At 69.9% G+C, this 16,389-nt stretch carries 19 protein-coding genes; 6 read left to right on the top strand and 13 right to left on the bottom strand.

Features of this window, described 5'->3' with window-relative positions; all coding sequences use genetic code 11:
• Positions 1-73: 73 nt before the first annotated feature.
• The 5 genes from ASD21_RS15720 to ASD21_RS15700 form a co-directional block, all read right to left on the bottom strand.
• Positions 74-238: a hypothetical protein gene (locus tag ASD21_RS15720; protein ID WP_235523897.1), complete on the bottom strand. Its 165-nt coding sequence runs from the start codon at positions 236-238 to the stop codon at positions 74-76.
• 89 nt (positions 239-327) lie between these two features.
• Positions 328-1,269 (bottom strand): bifunctional riboflavin kinase/FAD synthetase, encoded by a 942-nt coding sequence (locus ASD21_RS15715; RefSeq protein ID WP_056443133.1) that lies wholly within the window; start codon positions 1,267-1,269, stop codon positions 328-330.
• Positions 1,270-1,279: 10 nt separating this feature from the next.
• On the bottom strand, positions 1,280-1,705 hold the full coding sequence (locus ASD21_RS15710) for a MaoC family dehydratase (protein ID WP_056443131.1): 426 nt from the start codon (positions 1,703-1,705) through the stop codon (positions 1,280-1,282).
• A gap of 53 nt (positions 1,706-1,758) precedes the next feature.
• Positions 1,759-2,619 (bottom strand): TIGR01459 family HAD-type hydrolase, encoded by an 861-nt coding sequence (locus ASD21_RS15705; RefSeq protein ID WP_056443129.1) that lies wholly within the window; start codon positions 2,617-2,619, stop codon positions 1,759-1,761.
• A 154-nt stretch (positions 2,620-2,773) separates the two neighbouring features.
• Positions 2,774-3,697 (bottom strand): class I SAM-dependent methyltransferase, encoded by a 924-nt coding sequence (locus tag ASD21_RS15700; protein ID WP_056443126.1) that lies wholly within the window; start codon positions 3,695-3,697, stop codon positions 2,774-2,776.
• Positions 3,698-3,840: 143 nt separating this feature from the next.
• On the opposite strand from ASD21_RS15700, the gene ASD21_RS15695 reads away from it, so the two are divergent.
• Positions 3,841-4,413 (top strand): TetR/AcrR family transcriptional regulator, encoded by a 573-nt coding sequence (locus ASD21_RS15695; RefSeq protein ID WP_056443124.1) that lies wholly within the window; start codon positions 3,841-3,843, stop codon positions 4,411-4,413.
• A 63-nt stretch (positions 4,414-4,476) separates the two neighbouring features.
• On the opposite strand, the gene ASD21_RS15690 is transcribed toward ASD21_RS15695, so the two are convergent.
• Positions 4,477-5,991: a hypothetical protein gene (locus ASD21_RS15690; protein WP_056443122.1), complete on the bottom strand. Its 1,515-nt coding sequence runs from the start codon at positions 5,989-5,991 to the stop codon at positions 4,477-4,479.
• A 25-nt stretch (positions 5,992-6,016) separates the two neighbouring features.
• The gene (locus tag ASD21_RS15685; RefSeq protein ID WP_056443117.1) at positions 6,017-6,871 is read right to left on the bottom strand and encodes a trypsin-like serine peptidase; all 855 of its coding nucleotides are present in this window, start codon (positions 6,869-6,871) and stop codon (positions 6,017-6,019) included.
• A gap of 213 nt (positions 6,872-7,084) precedes the next feature.
• On the opposite strand from ASD21_RS15685, the gene ASD21_RS15680 reads away from it, so the two are divergent.
• Entirely contained in the window at positions 7,085-7,555 is a 471-nt protein-coding gene (locus ASD21_RS15680) for a hypothetical protein (RefSeq protein WP_056443114.1), read from the top strand.
• 147 nt (positions 7,556-7,702) lie between these two features.
• Here ASD21_RS15680 and ASD21_RS15675 read toward each other — a convergent pair whose 3' ends face one another.
• The 3 genes from ASD21_RS15675 to ASD21_RS15665 form a co-directional block, all read right to left on the bottom strand.
• Complete coding sequence (locus ASD21_RS15675) at positions 7,703-8,389, bottom strand: 2OG-Fe(II) oxygenase (RefSeq protein ID WP_056443111.1); 687 nt, start codon at positions 8,387-8,389, stop codon at positions 7,703-7,705.
• Positions 8,386-9,111: a methylated-DNA--[protein]-cysteine S-methyltransferase gene (locus ASD21_RS15670; protein ID WP_056443106.1), complete on the bottom strand. Its 726-nt coding sequence runs from the start codon at positions 9,109-9,111 to the stop codon at positions 8,386-8,388. Before ASD21_RS15670 ends, ASD21_RS15675 begins: the two co-directional genes overlap by 4 nt.
• Positions 9,112-9,356: 245 nt before the next feature.
• Positions 9,357-9,974 carry a TetR/AcrR family transcriptional regulator gene (locus ASD21_RS15665; protein ID WP_056443102.1) on the bottom strand — a complete coding sequence of 206 codons (618 nt, stop codon included), beginning with the start codon at positions 9,972-9,974 and terminating at the stop codon, positions 9,357-9,359.
• Between the two features lie 118 nt (positions 9,975-10,092).
• On the opposite strand from ASD21_RS15665, the gene ASD21_RS15660 reads away from it, so the two are divergent.
• Both ASD21_RS15660 and ASD21_RS15655 read left to right on the top strand, forming a co-directional pair.
• A complete protein-coding gene (locus ASD21_RS15660; RefSeq protein WP_056443216.1) occupies positions 10,093-10,716 on the top strand; it encodes a glutathione S-transferase C-terminal domain-containing protein in 624 nt (207 codons plus the stop codon).
• 119 nt (positions 10,717-10,835) lie between these two features.
• Positions 10,836-11,177: a CC_3452 family protein gene (locus tag ASD21_RS15655; RefSeq protein WP_056443099.1), complete on the top strand. Its 342-nt coding sequence runs from the start codon at positions 10,836-10,838 to the stop codon at positions 11,175-11,177.
• Between the two features lie 240 nt (positions 11,178-11,417).
• On the opposite strand, the gene ASD21_RS15650 is transcribed toward ASD21_RS15655, so the two are convergent.
• Positions 11,418-11,885: a GNAT family N-acetyltransferase gene (locus ASD21_RS15650; RefSeq protein ID WP_056443097.1), complete on the bottom strand. Its 468-nt coding sequence runs from the start codon at positions 11,883-11,885 to the stop codon at positions 11,418-11,420.
• 49 nt (positions 11,886-11,934) lie between these two features.
• Positions 11,935-12,333 carry a hypothetical protein gene (locus ASD21_RS15645; protein WP_056443094.1) on the bottom strand — a complete coding sequence of 133 codons (399 nt, stop codon included), beginning with the start codon at positions 12,331-12,333 and terminating at the stop codon, positions 11,935-11,937.
• Positions 12,334-12,636: 303 nt separating this feature from the next.
• Between ASD21_RS15645 and ASD21_RS15640 the strand changes: the two genes are divergently transcribed.
• Entirely contained in the window at positions 12,637-14,268 is a 1,632-nt protein-coding gene (locus ASD21_RS15640) for a hypothetical protein (protein WP_156398398.1), read from the top strand.
• Positions 14,269-14,333: 65 nt separating this feature from the next.
• The gene (locus ASD21_RS15635; RefSeq protein ID WP_156398397.1) at positions 14,334-14,729 is read left to right on the top strand and encodes a hypothetical protein; all 396 of its coding nucleotides are present in this window, start codon (positions 14,334-14,336) and stop codon (positions 14,727-14,729) included.
• Positions 14,730-14,741: 12 nt separating this feature from the next.
• On the opposite strand, the gene tipF is transcribed toward ASD21_RS15635, so the two are convergent.
• Complete coding sequence (tipF, locus tag ASD21_RS15630) at positions 14,742-16,001, bottom strand: flagella assembly cyclic-di-GMP phosphodiesterase TipF (RefSeq protein WP_056443086.1); 1,260 nt, start codon at positions 15,999-16,001, stop codon at positions 14,742-14,744.
• Positions 16,002-16,389 lie beyond the last annotated feature (388 nt).

Here is a 16,389-nt window from a genome sequence, read left to right as displayed (position 1 = left end):
CAAAGGGGTTCCCGCCACAAGGGCGGGAATGACGACTGAAAAGTGGGGGATCACCCACGAATGGCGACAAGATCTAGGCGTCGTCGCGCGCGTCGACCACGGCCTGCATGTGGGTGCGGAAGCCGGGCTCCTCCCGGGTCATCTGCAGGAAGGCCTCGGCCAGTTCGGCCCGGGCGGTGTCGAGATTGTAGACGCCCTCCGAATAGCGCAGGAGCACGCAATCGAAATAGCGGTCCATGAGGAGGCGGTCGTCAGCGTTCAGGTGCGTTGCCATGCGACCACGTTAGACCCCGCCCGGCCTTCACGCCAAGCGCTTGATCAAACGCCTCAGAACGCCGGGGCCACGATCGCCCGGGCGGCGACCTCGTCGCGCCGGATCTGCTCGACCAGCAGCGGGATGCTGTCGAACTTCAGTTCGGGGCGCAGGAAGGCGATCAGGTCGGTCTCGATGACCTGGCCGTAGAGGTCCTCGTCGAAGTCGAACAGCCAGGTCTCCAGCCGGGTCTCGACCTCGCCGGTGGTGGGGTTGTTGCCCAGATTGGCCACGCCGGGCACCTCGCGGCCGTCCGGCAGGCGGGTGCGGGTGGCGTAGACGCCCAGCTTGGGCACCACATAGTCCTCGACCTCGACATTGGCCGTGGGGAAGCCCAGCTGGCGGCCCAGCTGCTGGCCGCGCCGCACGACGCCCTCGATGGCGAACGGCCGGCCCAGGATGCGCGCGGCGCCCTCGGGGTGTCCGTCGCGCAGGGCGTCGCGCACCCCGGTCGACGAGAACTTCTCGCCCTCGCGGTTGGCCACCGGTTCGGCCACCGAGACCGAGAAGCCGTACTCCTGGCCATAGGCCTTCATCAGGTCGGCGCTGCCGGTGCGGCCTCGGCCGAACGAGATGTCGAAGCCGACGGCGACGTGCTTAACGCCGAGGCCTCCCACCAGCACCTTCTCGACGAACTCGCGGTCGTTGAAGCTGGCCATCTCGAAGTCGAACGGCAGCAGGTACAGCAGGTCCACGCCCAGGGCCTCCAGCGCGCGGGCCTGCTGGGGGTGGGTCATCAGCTTGAAGGCCGGCTCGGTGGGGCGAAACAGCCGGCGCGGGTGCGGGTCGAAGGTGACCACGCCCAGCGGCAGCTTGTCGGCCAGCGAGGCTTTCGCCGCCTGGGCGATCACCTGCTGGTGGCCGCGATGCACGCCGTCGAAATTGCCCAGGGCCACGCAGGCGCCCCGTTCGGCCGGCGGCACGTCCTTCCAGCCGTGGATCGTCTTCAGGCGCATGCGGATTTCCTTACGCGGCGGCTCTGCGCGGGACCATGACCACGGCCTCGCCGTCGACCACGGCGTTGCCGCGCACCAGGCAGGTGGTGGCGAACGTCACCCGGGCCTTGGCGTCGTCGATCGCCGTCACCGTGACGCGGGCGGTGACCTCGTCGCCGATCTTGACCGGACGCTTGAAGGCCAGGGACTGGGACAGATAGATCGCGCCGGGACCGGGCAGGGTGGTGCCCAGCACCGCCGAGATGTAGCCGGCCGACAGCATGCCGTGGGCGATGCGCTCGCCGAAGCTGGTGCCGGCCGCGTATTCGGCGTCCAGGTGGACCGGATTGTTGTCGCCGGTCACGGCGGCGAAGGCGACGATGTCGGCCTCGCCCACGGTGCGGACCAGCTCGGCCGACTGGCCGACGCTGATGTCCTCGAGAAACAGTCCCTGCATAGCGCCCCTCATTTTTTTGTGCGTTGCACCAATCTTAGCGATCAGGGCGGGCTCTACCAGACCAGATCGCTCATGGCGTGGGTCGCGCCCACCCGTTCGGCGGCCAGCAGGCCCGCGACCCGGGTCGGATCCAGCTTGCCGTCGGGGCCGACGGCGGCCTCGCCGTGGATGCCCTTGGCGATGAACAGGCAGGCCAGGCCCTCGTCGTGGGCGCCCTTGACGTCGGTGACCACGCCGTCGCCGATGCACAGCACCCGCGCGCGGTCGACCGGGCCGCCCTTCAGGGCTTCGGCTTCCGCCAGGGCCAGGTCGTAGATCGGCTTGTAGGGCTTGCCGGCCATCAGCACCTGCCCGCCCAGGGTCTCGTAGAGGTCGGCCAGGGCGCCGCCGCAATAGATCAGCCGCGCGCCGCGCTGCACCACCCGGTCGGGATTGGCGCAGATCAGGGTCAGGCCGCGTTCGGCGGCGATCGCCAGACGATCGGCGTAGTCGGCGGGCGCCTCGTTCTCGTCGTCGACCATGCCGGTGACGGCGACGAAGGCCGCGTCCTCGGGGCCGGCGGTCTCCAGGCCCAGGCCCTCATAGAGCGTGAAGTCGCGCTCGGGGCCGACGATCCAGGCCGGGCCGGGCGCGCGGGCGGCCAGCAGGGTGCGGGTGGCGTCGCCCGAGGTGACGAAGGCGCTCCAGGCCTCGCGCGGCACGCCCAGCCGGTCCAGCTGCTCGACCACGGCCTGCGACGGGCGCGGCGAATTGGAGATCAGGATCACCGGCCCGTGGTGGGTCCGCCACTCGACCAGGGCCCGGCAGGCCTCCGGGAAGCTCTCGACCCCGTTGTGGATGACCCCCCAGACGTCGCACAGCAAAACGTCATAGCGGTCGGCGAGGGCGGAGAGGCCAGTGGGCAGATCGGTCATGGACAGGGGCGGTACCGGGCGCGGACGGATGCGTCAACGGTGGGGGATGTAGGGACGCGAGGGCGGAAGGGCCAGTTCCGCCGCTCTTAGGGTCCGCTAACGGTGGCCGACTCATTCCGCGTCGAGGCCGGCTGCCGATCTGTCGGCCGACGCCCTAGTCGTGCCCGACGCGAACCCACCGCGCCATCAGCCTTCCCGCGAAGCGATGGGCGACACGGAACAGGGTCAGCTTGACGACGACCACCAGGACGATCGCGCCGACGACCGTCCCTGTCAGCGAAAGCGGCGGCGCGTGGGGCATGCGCCACAGCGACATCGCCGCGCCGACGTGAAGGGCGATCGGGACCGCCAGCGCCAGCAGGCCGACGCCCGCGGCGAGCGCGGCGTGGCCATGACCTTTCCGTCGCGGGCTGGCGATCTGCTGGGCGGCGATGAATTGCTCCGTCCCGGCCCGCACGAAATCGAGACCCTTGGCGCCGACCGGGCCCGAGGCGGTCCTGAAGCCGGCGTCCTCCAGATCGGCGACGACCTCGTCGATCCGGACGAAGCCGTGGCGATGGAAATGGTCGATCGCGCCGCGCTCGGAGGCCTTGGGCGGACCGAAGTCCACCAGCAAGGCGCGGCCGTCTGGCTTGAGGACGCGCCGGATCTCATGCGCCATCGTCCGCCGGACGGACGCCGGGACGTGATGCAGCACGAAGGTGGAGATCACGACGTCGAAGCTGGCGTCGGGGTAGGGCATCGCCTGCACCGCCCCTTTGGACAGGGACAGAGTAATCCCGGCGCGGCTGGCCTTGGCCGCGGCGCGTTCGAGCATCTCCGGCGAAGGATCCAGGCCGTGGACCGAACCGGAAGGCCCGACGCGCCGCTTGGCGAGCATGGCCAGGGAGCCGGTGCCGCAACCCATGTCCAGGACCAACTCGCCCGGACGAAGGCCGGCCAGGTTCAGGATCCTTTCGCGCAGCCGGCGTTCGCCCCCGAGGGTGAGCAGGCCGACGAGCAGGTCGTAGCGCGCGGCGTCGTGGATGGTGAGGCCCACTTCGTCGTGGGCGGCGGGGCCGTGGGCGGAGTGGGGCATGGGCTTTCTCGCGGCGGCATGGACAGGGTGTCCGAAACCTGACTTCCTGCGCGGAAGCCGGCAACGAACAGGCCGGGCGAGATGTCCCATTCCGCACACAACTCGCCGGCGTGTCCGGAAAAAGCCGTCGTGAGGAGGCATGCATGGACCGCCGCATCGCGCGGACCCGCTCAATGCTGCAGGGCGCGCTGATTTCGCTGATGACCCGCAAGGGGTACGACGCCATCACCGTCGAGGAGGTCTGCGAAGAGGCCGATATTGGCCGCTCGACCTTCTACGCGCACTTCACCGGCAAGGATCACCTCAAGCGCAGCGGATTGGACGACAACCTTCGCAGCATGTTGCTGGAGCACCAGCGGGCCGCCGCGCTCGGGCCCTTGGATGGCGGATTCGGGTTCGTGCTGCCGTTCCTCGAGCACGCGCGCGAGCAGCTGGACCTCTATCGCGCGCTCGTCAGCAAGGGCGGCGTGGCCACCACGACGGCGATGCTCCGCCAGATCGTGACCGAGTTGGTGCGCAACGAGCTGGCCCTCAGGCCGATCCGGAGCGAGCTACGGCCGGACGTGGTCACGTCGTTCGTCGTGGGCGGGTTCATGTCGCTTCTGACCTGGTGGCTGGACGGGGGCGCGCGCCTGCCGCCGGCGGAACTCGACGTCATGTTCCGCCGATTGGTGCTTCAGGGTTTGAGCGACGACAGCGCCGAGCAGCCCGGCTAGGTCGCCTGGCGTGGACGGCATGGTCGTTGCTCGGGAGACATCACGTATCCTCCCTTTCCAGCCTCACCAACTGAACCCCTGGTCCTCCCGGGCCGTCTTGATCTGCTCCTGGAACTCCATGCCGAACGACCAGGCGAACTCGGCCGGGAAGTTGGCCCGGCGCCGGGCGCGGCCGTACTGCGGATATTCGGCGGCCATCGAGGCGGCGTAGGTGTCGCTGAAATAGGCCGGGCGCTCCTTCAGTTCGTTCCAGGTCAGCGAATACTGGTGGCAGCCGATGCAGTTGGTGCGGCCGTTGCCGGTATGGTGCTCGAGGTTGGGATTGCTGCACCAGGTGGTGACCTTGTCGTAGGGCGCGGGGTTCCGCTGCTCGACGGCGCCGTCGTACGAGGCCTTGATCGCGGCGGCCAGGGCCGGCTGGGCCGTCTCGTAGGACCCCCAGGGCTTGGGATCGGTCTCGTTGAAGGCGGTGGTGACGCACATCTTGTAGTGCGACCAGACCCCGCCGTTGAACCTGGCCAGCGAGGCCGGGCGGTCCTGGCCGAAGTCCTCGTCGGGCTTGGGGCTCCACCACAGCGTGATCCAGATCCATTCGCGGGTGTCCTTGGTCGAGATGTGGATCGACTTCAGGCCGAACAGTTTCCCGTCGGTGGTCTGCACCGTGTAGATGCCGCTGGGATCGACCGGCTCCAGGGTCGGCTTGGGCCAGGTCCCGCCCTTCAGCACGGCGGTGACCGCGGCGGCGTCGGTGGCGTGGGCGCTGACCTTGGGACTGGCCCCGTCGATCTGGTCCCAATTTGTCTTGACCATCACCGCGCTGCGCGGGAACTCCTCGACGCAGGGCGAGAACTGGCCGGCGCTGGGCGGGGCCTGGTTCCACGGGATCTTGTTGGAGCAGGTCTCGATGCCCTGGGCCTGGGCCAGGACGTGCTCGACGAACGACGGGCTGAACAGGGTGAAGCCCTGGCCCAGCTCGTCCTCGGGATTGCCGCGGTCGAAGCCCTCGGACTGCTTGAGCACCTGGGTCAGGTTGGCCGAGACCAGGCTGCGGACCAGGTTCTTGTCGGTTCCGCTCTGGGCCATCACCTCGTGGGCGATCTCGGCGCGGGACTTGTGGCAGTCGGCGTCGGCCTTGCAGGCCGCCAGCTGGGCGATGAACAGCTTGATCTTCTGGTCGACCTCGGGATTGGCGCTCATGCCTTCGTACCAGGTGTGCCAGAGGGGCACGTCGTAGGTCTTGCCGTCCAGGGTCAGCTTCTGGGGCTCCAGCAGGGCCTCGACGATGGCCCAGCCGGTCTTGCGGCGCTCGGCCATCGAGCCTTCCAGCTTGTCGAACAGGGCCTTCGGATCCTCGTTGAGGGGCGTGTAGTCCTTGCCGCGCCCGATCAGCAGGCGCCCTTGCGGCGAGGCCTCGCCGGCCTGCGGGTTCAGGCCCTTGGCCGACAGGATCCGCACGGGGCCGCCGGCCGTCGCGGCGGGCGGGGCCTCGGCGCCCTGCGGCTGGCAGGCCCCCAGCAGGACGCCGGTCAGGGCCGCGGCGGCCAGCAGGGGAACGAAGCCTCTCGACGCTGAAAACATGGGGCGTCTCCTCGAATGGGGCGGGTCAGCCGCCTTGCCAGGTTTGGATCAGTCGCAGGTGGTCGGGGGTCAGCAGGGCGCCCGAATTGACGCCCGGACCGACGCCGGCCGGCGTGGCGTCGGCCTCGTAGCCGTGGACGGCGACCACGGTCGGGGCGGCGACGTCGCCGATCCAGACCGGACCGCCGCTCTGACCGTCGGTGGTGTCGATCTCGTAGTAGAGCCGGCCGTCCAGGCTGGCGCGCACCGGCCCCTTGGCCACCAGCAGGTGCTCGTAGCTGCCGGCGTATTCCGGATAGCCCGAGACCACGGCGGCGGCCCGGGTCAGGGCGGAGGGATCGAGGGCGTCGTACTTCATCCAGCCCACCCGCTCGCCGACCGGATCGTCCAGGTGGACGGCGCCGATGTCGTGGGCCCGGTCGCGGGTCTGGAGCCAGGGATCTGCGCAGGAGAAGGTCGTCGAGACGACCGCCCCGAACGGCTGCTTGTTCCAGGATTGGCCCGGGATCACCGTGACCCGGCGGGCCCAGCCGCCGCCCCCACCCGACGCGAACGCGCTGTTGTGCAGGCAATGACCGGCGGTGATCACCGTCCGGGGTCCCGCCAGCCAGCCGGTGCCGTTGAACGGGCCGTTGGCGGTGTCGATCCGCAGGGCGCAGACCATCCGCCAGGGCGCGGCGGTGTTGCGCAGCTCGATCCGGCGGTGGTCGACCGGCCCCAGGATGCTGAACAGCCGCGCCGGGCCGCCCGTGGCCGGCCGCGACGGCGGTTCGGGGGCCAGCAAGGGCGCGAGCATCCCCTCCGAGCCCGACGCCAGAGGGGTTTCCGGCCCGGACGAAGAGCGGTCGGCCGGCGTGAAGTTGGAACGCGAACCGTTCATGGCGCCCCCGCCTGCTGCGTGCGTCGAAGCTCAGTCAAAACAGGTATCGCGGCGCAATTCAACTTCCAAGAGCGGCGGATTTCCGCTCCGGCCCTGGGTTGAGCGAGGCGCGGCTACGGGCTTCCCCCGACCGGATCGAGGGAACGCCCTGAGTGTGTTGCCCGGCCGGACGGCGCACCTTGGCGGCAACTTAACCTGGTCGAGGTCCTTCCGATGAAGTCCACCGTTCGCGCCTTCGCGGCGCCTCTCCTGGCGACCCTGCTCCTGGCCGCCTCGGCGCCCGCCCTGGCCGGCGGCGGGCCGGCCGATCCCCACGCCAAGAACGCGGCCACCGGCACCATCGAGCTGTCCGGCGGCGGCGTGGCGTTCGGCGTCGGCGTCAGCTGGGGCAAGGGCACGCTGACCTATCGCGGCCAGACCTATAAGCTGAAGACCAACGGCCTGTCGGCGGTCGACATCGGGGCCAGCGGCTACACCGCCACCGGCACGGTGGAGAACCTCAAGCAGCTCTCCGACATCGAGGGCAACTACACCGCCGGCCAGCTGGGCGCGACGGTGGCGGGCGGCGGCGGCGTCACGACGATGAAGAACGACAAGGGCGTGGTCATCAAGATGCACGCCACCAGCCGAGGCCTGCAGTTCACGGCGGCGCCGAAGGGCGTGAAGGTCGAGCTGGCGAAGTAGGGACACGGCGGACGCCCCCTCCGTCCGCTTCGCGGCCACCTCCCCCGTTGCACGGGGGAGGAGAGGTCGCTTTTCTCCTCACCCGCGCAGCGGGGGAGGTGGCGCGATGCGAATACGCATCGTGACGGAGGGGGCGTCGCCCGCAACTCACGTCGCGTCGTGGAAGATCACCCCCAGCACCCGCCGTCGCCCCGAGCGCACGGTGCTGACCCCGTGGCGCAGCACGCGGCGGTGGACGCCGCGGGTCCCGGTCGCCGGGCGTTCGCGGACCGCGAAGATCACGCCCTCGCCCTGCTTCAGCGGCACGACCTGGGGCCGCGACTGCTGGCGGGGCCGCTGCTCGACCAGCACGAACTCGCCGCCCTCGAAGTCGCGGCCGGGCTCGTCCAGCAGGAAGGCGGCCTGCAGCGGAAAGACGTGCTCGCCGTACAGGTCCTGGTGCAGGCAGTTGTAGTCGCCCGGGCCGTAGGTCAGCAGCAGGGGCGTGGGCCGGACCTGGCCCGCCGCGTGGCAGCGGGCCAGCATGTCGTCCAGGTCGTCGGGAAAACGCCGGTCCTCGCTCAACGTTTCGGACCAGCGGTTGGCGACGCCGGCCAACGGGCCGTACAGCCCCTGGCGCAGCCGCTGCACCGGCTCGGGCAGGGGATAGCTGAAGTACCGGTACTCGCCCTGGCCGTAGCCGTGGCGGGCCATCACCACCCGGCTGCGAAAGCCGGCCTCCTGGTCGTAGAGGCCGGCGATCCGCTGGCAGGTCTCGGACTTGAGCAGAGGTCCGGTCAGGGCCCAGCCCTGGGCGTCGAGGTCGGCGGCGATGCGGGACCAGTCCAGGCTCATGCGGCCTCGCGCGCCAGCAGCGCGCGCTTGCGCTCGACGCCCCAGCGATAGCCCGACAGCCCGCCGTCGGCCCGCACCACGCGGTGGCAGGGGGTGATCACCGCCAGCGGATTGGCCCCGCAGGCCTGGGCCACGGCCCGGGCGGCGGTCGGCCGGCCGATGCGGCGCGCCACCTCGGCATAGGACGCGGTGGTCCCGGCCGGTATGGCCCGCAGCGCCGCCCAGACGGCCTTCTGCAGGTCCGTGCCCTGGGCGTCGAGCGGCAGGTCCAGCTTGGCGGCGGGGTGATCGACCTGGGCGGCCACGGCCTTGAGGTCGGCGGCCAGGCCGTCCGGATCGGGCGTCAGCCGGGCCGAGCGGAAGCGGCGCTCCAGGTCGCGGACCAGGGCGGCCGGGTCGTCGCCCAGGGTCACCAGCCGCAGGCCGGCGTGCGAGCGGGCGACCAGGGCCAGGCCCAGGCCGGTGGGGACCGTCGCGTAGCGCAGGGTCTCGCGCGGCTGGTCGGGCTTGCAGCGCAGGCAGGCCCGGAAGCCGGCGGCGCGGGCGCTTTCCCGGGTGTCGTGGAATTCGACGTTCTTGCGCAGCGGCCGCCCGGCGCAACTGGCCAGGCAGTAGACGCCGGTGGTGCGCACGGCGATGAAGAAGTCGCCGTCGAGGTCGCGGTCGCGGCGGCGCATGGCCTCCCAGCGCGCGTCGTCGGTGAGATATTGAGAAGCGGTCATGGGTCGGTCTCCTTTCGTGGGAAGGAGCATGCGCGCCGCTCGGGCCTACGTCATTCCGATGCTTGCTATGGACGCTCGGCGCCACGGCGCGAGTTCCCCGTCCATCGACAAGCTCAGGATGAGGAATTCGAAGGCCAGGGCGGCAAAAGCAGCCCTCGTCCCGAGGGCAAAAGTAACCCTCATCCTGAGCTTGTCGAAGGACGAGGGCGGCTCATGGGCGCTCGCCCCTTGACCGTCAGCGGTCCCTAAGCCGGTCCGCAGATCAGGTCGACCATGATCGGGATGGTGGCCTCCAGCTGTTCGCGCGTCTCGCCGGCCCGGGCGCGGACCGACAGGGCGTTCATCATCATGCAGGCCACGCGGCCCAGGGCGATGGGGTCGGCGGCGGCGGGCAGCTCGCCTCTGGCCTGGCGGCGTTGCAGCAGCCCCTGGACCGCCCGGTCCAGTTCGTGCAGGCCGTCGGCCACGGTCCGGCGCACGTCGGAATCGACGACGGCCTGGCCCAGGCCGGCGCTGACCAGGAAGCAGCCCCGGCCGCCCATGTCGTCCGACAGGTAGAAGCCCAGGGCCGTGCGGTAGATCCGGGTCAGGACCTCGCGCAGCGAGCCGCCGCCCCGGAACGCCTCGGTCATCGCGGCGCGCGACCGCTCCATGTAGGCGTCCAGCGCCGTCTTGAAGAGCGCCTGCTTGTCGCCGAACGCCCCGTACAGGCTGGGCCGGTTCATGCCGGTGGCGGCGCTCAGGTCGTCCAGCGACGAGCCGGCGAAGCCCTGGGCCCAGAAGGTCTCGATGGCCTTGGCCAGGGCGACGTCGGGATCATAGGCGCGGGGGCGTCCCCGGCGCTTTACGGGGGTTTCGGACATCTGACTCTCCTGGCCAGGCTCTGCGCGCCCTTCCGGGCTTTTTGTACCGTTTCGCATTTTATTCCTTGACCGACGTTATTTTTATGCGAAACAGTACGGAAATGCAATGGAGGGTTCGATGGATCTCTACTTCTTCCCGATGGCCTGCTCGCTGGCGACGCGGATCGCGGCCTGCGAGGCGGGCGCGGACCTCAACTTCCTGCGGGTCGACCCCCTGTCCCGGCCCAAGCGGGTGGAGGACGGGACCGCGTTCCTGGCCATCAACCCCATGGGCCAGGTGCCGGTGCTGCGCACCGACGACGGCGAGCTGATCGTCGAGAACGCGGTGGTCCTGCAGTATCTCGCCGACCGCTTCCCGGCCGCCGGCCTGATCCCCGCCGACGGGCCCGAACGCCGCAAGGTGCAGAGCTGGCTCGGCTTCATCGGCTCGGAGCTGCACGTCGGGGTGTTCGTCACCCTGCTGAGCAAGACCGCCCCGGACGGCGCCAAGGCCTTCGCCCGCGAGCGGCTGACCGAGCGCCTGGCGTTTCTCGACGCCCACCTGAAGGGCCGCGAGTTCCTGCAAGGCCGGTTCAGCGTCGCCGACGCCTATCTGTTCGTGATGCTGGTCTGGGCCCGCTACCTGGCGCTGGATTTCGGACCCTATCCGGCCTTGGCCGCCTATCGCGACCGCCTGCAGACCCGGCCCTCGGTGGCGCGGGCTTTCGACGAGGAATTCACCCTGTTCAAGGCCGCGGCCTAGAGCCGTGACCTGAATAGGGGACGCACACTCACGGCACGGCCGTGATCCAGACGGCCCTATCCCCGCCGTGAGTGTGCGTCCCCTCCTTCAACCGCTCCACCTCCCCAGGAGATAGACCCATGCGTAGCTTCATCATCGCCGTCGCGGCCCTGGCCGCGACGGGCGGCCCCGCCATGGCCGAAACCAAACCTCAGAACGGCTGGCTGACCCTCAGCGCCCCCACCACCCAGGACCACATCGTGTTCGACGGGGCGGTCTGGCGCTGCAAGGCCGACGTCTGCCGCTCGACCAAGGTCAAGTCGCTGCCGCCCCTGCGCAGCTGCAAGCGCCTGGCCCACGAGCTGGGGACGATCACGGGCTTCGGCTATCGCGGCGTGAGCCTGTCGGACGCCGAACTGGCCCAGTGCAACCCGGCGCGGATCGCCAAGACCCCGGCGTCCGAAATGGCGGCGGCGCGCTGAACCCAACCTCGGAGGAGGAACTTGGGGACGGGCGCCCGCGCGCGTCCCCAGCTTTTTTGAACCGTCATCCTCGGACTTGTTCCGAGGACCCCTGCTTCAACCGCGAAGAAGGAAGATCCGTGGGGCGGTGAGGTCGCGACCCAACGCTCGGCGACAGCGCGGCGGACCTAGGGGTCCTCGGAACAAGTCCGAGGATGACGGGCGTTGAGGATGACGGGCGGTGGGGTGGCGGCGGAAGGCCTAAACCCCCGCCCGCCAGCAGAACAGCGCGCCGTCCTCCTCGTCGGTCCGCTCGCCGGCGCGCTCGAAGCCGTTGGCTTCCAGCACCCGCTGGGAGGCGGCGTTGTCGACCGCGGTCTCGGCGGTGACGGTCGACACCCGGAAATCGGCCCGCGCCCAGGCCAGCACCTCGGCCACGGCCCGCGTCGCGATCCCGCGCCGGCGGCGCGAGGCGGCCACGCCGTAGCCGATCATCACCGTGTCGCCGACATAGGGCGTGCGCACCAGCGAGGTCAGGCCCACCACCTCGCCGCCCTCGACGATCAGCCAGGCGTTGGGCTCGAAGCTCTCGCCGACCTCGGCCGACAGGCCGCGCAGCATGGCCAGCACCTCCGGCGTCTCGATCCCGCCCTCGGCGACGGTCAGGCCTTCTGGAGACTGCCCGGCGATCAGGGCGGCGAAATGAGCGTCGGTGGCTTCGATCAGCATGGACGCGACGAAGGTGTGTTTCGGTCTCTATGTCCAGAGGGTCCGCGGCTCAGAGACAGGCGCTGATGCCGTAGTGGGTAGACAGCCAGGTGATGGTCCCATCGGCCGCGGTGCGCCACCTCACCAGCGCCTGGCGGCGACAGACGGGCGATCCGGTGGTCTTGAAGGCCTCGGCGTACTCGACCGCCGGGGGCAAGGCGATGGGCAGGCGCTTGATCTTGAAGCCTTCCGAGACCAGCCAGTCGGCAAGAGGCGCGCCAGCCGCGCCGACGGAAGCCCGCACCTCGATTCGCTCGTGCAACAGCCGATTGGCGTCTTCCTCTCGCATCCGATCCATCCCGGCCAGCAGGCCGCCGTCAGTCGGCGCAGCCCCGGCGCCGACCCCAACGCCCAGGAGCGCCGCGCCCAGCAGCACGGCTGTCGACCGTTTCAGATCGTGCATGGTCATGGCCCCCCCTTGTACACCGGGCAGCATACGCTCCAACCTTAAGGCGGCAATCTGGACGCGACTCAATCCGGGGGCGTCTGCTGTTCCCCCACCGAACGGGCGACACGACCAGCAGGGAGGCGGCCAGCACCTCCGACGTCTCGACGCCGCCCTCGGCGACGGCCAGGCAGTCCGGAGATTCCCCGGCGATCAGCATGACGGTTTGATAGGCGGTCGGCGAAGCCCCCGGGGCAAGGCTGGGCGTTCACCTGGAGTTCAGCCTTGGCCGTATCTCCTACGCCTCAAGGTTGCGGCGAGGCGAAAATGACGGGCGGGGCTTTGGGGGGTTTGGCGTTCGTCGCGGCGCTCGCATCGGCCACGGCGGGGCTCGCCCAGGGCAGGGTCGACATCCGGATCACGCCCGAGACCGACGGTTTGCGCGTCGCCTACAGCCTACCCCGTCCTGTCGAGCGGTTCGAATTCGACCAGAAGGTCGAGGTCATCCGCCAGGACACCTGGCGCGCGCCCGACGACATGATGCTGGCGCACGGGGTCCTGCGCCGCAAGGATGGCAAGCCTTTCGAGGCGTTCCAGATCCAGGTCGTCCCAGACACCGCGCCGCGCGACCGCAGCTATCCAGCCCTGACCCGGGTGGGCGCCGGCTGGCAGGTCTACGGCCCTTACTTCCGACCCGTCGATGACAAGCCCCCGGTCGTGGCGCGCGTGATCCCGCCGCGAGGTTGGATCGTCACGCCCTCCGAGACGAAGGCCGGGAACCGGATTTCCCTGGACGGCTGGGCGTTCGTCGGCCCCGGCGCCTACGCGACGAGGGCGGCGGCGACGCTGATCGCGTCGCCCGCCATCGAGGCCGACCTGGCGGCGCGGATCGCCAAGGCGGCGGATGGGGCCGCCGAATTCTACGGCCGCCGGTTGGACGTTCGCCTGGAGATGGCGCCCACCGTGATCGCCACCCGCGTGCCGACCTTCAACGCGGGCTGGCAGGGCGACGTCAGCGGCCCGGTCGTCTCGCTGCGGTTCTTTGGTCCCGACAAGGCAGCGTCGGAAGCCAGCGGCCAGACCGCCAAGTTCGTCGACCACGAATTCTTCCATCTCTGGAACAACCGCGTCTTCCACTCGCGCGACGGCGACAACGAGGCCTGGCTGCACGAGGGCATGGCCGAATACGCAGCCCTGCTGGCCGGTCGTGAGCAGGGCGAACTGAGCGAGGCCGAGGTGGGGCAAGAGCTGGCCGACCGCCTGAACAGCTGCGTCGCCGCGCTCCGCTCCAAGGGCCTGGCCGGCGATCCTCCCAGGCAGGGCAAGGCAGTCTACGATTGTGGCGTGGTCGCTCAATGGAGCGCCGACCTGAAGGCGCGCGCGGCCTCGGCCGGCCGCCGCGACGTCTTCGATGTCTGGCGCGCCCTGTTCGCCGCGAGCCGCACCCACGACGGGATCTATGACGCCCAGGGTTTCCTGGCCCTGGCCGGACAGACGGATGCGGCCGAGGAGCCGTTGCGCCTGCTGATGGCGCCGGATGTCGAAGATCGCTGGGGGCGGCTGACGGCGGCGCTGAACGGACTGGGCGCGCGGATTGTCGGAACCCGGTCGGTCGACGCGGAGCAGGCGGATCTTCTATTCCACCTGGAGCGTCTGGTCTGCAATGGCAGCATCGGCTTCTACGGCGGCTATCCAAAGGGCGTGAAGCTCGACACCGGCGACCGTTGCGGGCCGCTGAACGGTGATCCGATGGTCGACACGGTGGCCGGACATGACGTGTTGACCGACGTCTTGGCCGCGCGCGACGCCGTGGTCGAGATTTGCGCGGCCAGGGGCGAGGTGACCTTCACCTATCAAGGCAAGTTGGTCGCTACGGTGGCCTGCAAAGTTCCACTGGGACCACGGCCGTTGGCCTGGAACGTGGAAACCTGGCGCCAGAGTCATGCCGACGCGCATTGATCGCGGAGGGTTGCGACGATTGCGCTGACGCACCAAGGTCGGCGCGCAAGCTTCAGGGGCCTATGATGACCAGATCCGGTACGAACCGCGCCCGTCCCGGCCTGGCCGCCCTGGCGCTCGCCGCCGCGACCCTGCTGGCCGCGTGCGGTCAGGGCTCCAGTTCGACCAGCGTCGTGCTGACCGGTCCGCCTGACAAGGTCGAGGCCCTGATCGCCCAGCACAAGCTGCTGGCGGCGCCGGTCCAGAGCCACGTCGAGACGCTTCCCGACGGCCGCGAGCGCGCCACCTTCAACAAGGCCAAGGGCATGCCGGCCGGCGAGCTGCTCGATCTGGGCAAGGCGGCCGCCAAGGCCGGGGTCAGCTTCGAGTTCTCCACGACGCGACAGAGCGGCGTGTCGATCGGCTCCGCCGGCGACCCACAAAAAAGCCCTCCGGCGCGAACCGGAGGGCCTGTCGTCTAGACGGGCTCGAGCCTACCGCCCCGCCCGCCGGCGCAGGGCGCCGCGCATGAAGTCCTGGGGGGGATCGGCCTCGGCGATGATCGAGTCGCGGATGGCGCGGGGCTCGCCGAACAGGTGGCCCTGGCCGTAGCCGATGTCGAGCTCCAGCACCTCGGCGACCTGGCGCTCGTGCTCGACCTTCTCGGCGATCACCTCGATGCCGTAGCGGCGGGTCAGGCCCGCGAAGTCCTCGGCGTTCAGGTCGGGCAGCGAGGCGATGACCAGCTTGCCGTCCTGCTCTTCCAGCTGGTCCAGCATCATCTGGGCGCCGATCTTCAGGAACTTGACGTCGGCGCGGGCCAGGTCCTGGAAGTCCAGGTCCAGGTCGGTGATCTTGTCGAGGCTGAAGCGGAAGCCCAGGCTGGCCAGACGGGCCATGTGGCGGGCCTCGACCGGGCCGCGGTCGTTGAAGGCGGCCTGGCCCAGTTCGAAGATCAGGGCGCCGTGCAGGTCCTTGTTGACCTGCAGGAACTCCAGGAACTGGGCGAAGAACGCCTCGTCGGCCAGGCTGGCCAGCGAGATGTTGCAGAAGATCCCGACCTTGCGGTCCTGCTTGGCCAGGCGGCGGACGATCTGCACGCAGCGGAACAGCAGCAGGTTGTCGATCGCGGCGGTCAGGCCCTCGGGCTCGGCCACGGCCAGGTACTCGGCCGGCATCATGATGCGGCCGGTGTCGTCGCGCAGGCGCGAGAAGCTTTCGTAGAAGACGGTCCGGCGCTGGGGCAGGCTGACGACCGGCTGCAGGTAGAGGTCGACGCGGTTGTCGGCCAGGGCGTCCTGCACCACGTCGATCAGGGCGCTGGACTGGGGCGAGCGGCCGCGCGGCTCGGCGCGGGCGACCTCGACCTGATAGTGCAGCTGGTGCTCGAGGCGGTCGCTCATCCGCACGACCAGGTCCTCCAGCTGGTGGACCTCGCTGGTCAGTTCGGCGGAACGGCGCTGGGCGTCGTCGGCGACGGTCTCCAGCAGGCCGGTGATGCGGGCGTCGACCTTCTCGACCTGCTCCAGCAGGATGCCGTGGGCCTCGCGGATGGTCTCGATGTCGACGCGCAGGGCCGCGCCCTGCAGGACATTGGCGATCACGCCATGCACGGCGAAGCACAGGCCCATGGCGCCGATGAAGGCGGCCAGGCCGACAGCCGGCGCCGCTCCCATCCGCCACAGGGCGAGGGAGACAACCAAGGCCAGACAGAGATAGGCGCCGGTCAGCAGCGCCAGCATCAGCCTTCGCATTCGAGGTCCCTACGAATCGTCAAGCTCAGTATGCGAGTCGCGCTGGCCGTGAGTCGAACAGATTAACGCCCGTGAGCCATTACGCCGCGCCTTAACCACAAATCAGGTTCTCGTGAACGGGGGCGCCTCACGCTTTCATCTCACCCCCCCACGCCGGTCATCCTCGGACTTGTTCCGAGGACCCCTGCTTCAACCGCGAAGAAGGGCGATCCGTGGAGCGCCGAGATCGCGGCCCGCCGTCCGCTGACATCGCGGCGGACCTAGGGGTCCTCGGAACAAGTCCGAGGATGACGAAATGAGGGGCGGGCGATGGACGGCGCCGACCCGTAAGGGTCCGCGGCCGCCGACCGCACTATTCGCCGCATCGACAGCGCGGCCTTAGACTGAT

This window comes from Caulobacter sp. Root1455 (genome assembly GCF_001426905.1).
GTDB lineage: Bacteria > Pseudomonadota > Alphaproteobacteria > Caulobacterales > Caulobacteraceae > Caulobacter.
This window is presented reverse-complemented; position numbering and strand designations above follow the sequence as displayed.